At 52.9% G+C, this 713-nt stretch carries 1 protein-coding gene; it reads left to right on the top strand.

Annotated features, from left to right (window positions below; genetic code table 11):
• The first annotated feature begins 15 nt into the window (after positions 1-15).
• Positions 16-522, top strand: a complete 507-nt coding sequence (locus tag RSSM_RS08350) for a hypothetical protein (RefSeq protein ID WP_044301831.1) — start codon at positions 16-18, stop codon at positions 520-522.
• Positions 523-713: the final 191 nt, after the last annotated feature.

Here is a 713-nt window from a genome sequence, read left to right on the forward strand (position 1 = left end):
CGTTCTGCCAGATAAATGAAGCGTCTGCGTCAATTCCGGATTCGCTCGTTGCTAGCCATCGTTGCTGCCATCGCGATCGTATGCTCTATCACTGTCACTCCGGTGATTGCACGATACCGCGCGATTCATCGTTTGCAACGCCGCGATGTGCATGTCTCCACCGATACCCAGCGACCATCGTGGTTGGGTAGCGTGACCTGGCTGGACCCGCTTTTTGAAAGAACTATCTGCTCGACGATACTGGTCCAGCCGGACGGTGCATCCACGCTCCGAATTTTTGGAGAATCCATGGATCATCAGGCTGCTTCCGACGCGATTGCATCGCTGAGGGTCCAATTGCGTGATGAACTGGGAAATGATCGAATCATGTTTGCTCAACACGGTGATTTTGGCACCGAAGCGATTATTCAGCTGTGGGACTGGTGCGAGCAACACGATTGCGCCACAAACACTTGTGGCGTGGAACTGTTTCCTGCATCGGCTCTGGTTTCCGATATGGCGGGAGAAAGGGCAGAACAATGAATTGCACCAAAGCACGGGAGTCAGCTTTGATTAGAATGGTAGAATCTTACGCCCGTGCTTGGTGAATTCCGACGTTACCCGACCGACCAATGTTTCGCCTCGTACGCAACTGTATCCCGTTCGCTTTGATTGCACTCTTGTCAGGGTGCAACGAGCCACTCGCACCTTCAGTGAACACGAACGGTCCAATT

The organism is Aporhodopirellula sallentina SM41 (assembly GCF_000346505.1).
GTDB lineage: Bacteria > Planctomycetota > Planctomycetia > Pirellulales > Pirellulaceae > Rhodopirellula > Rhodopirellula sallentina.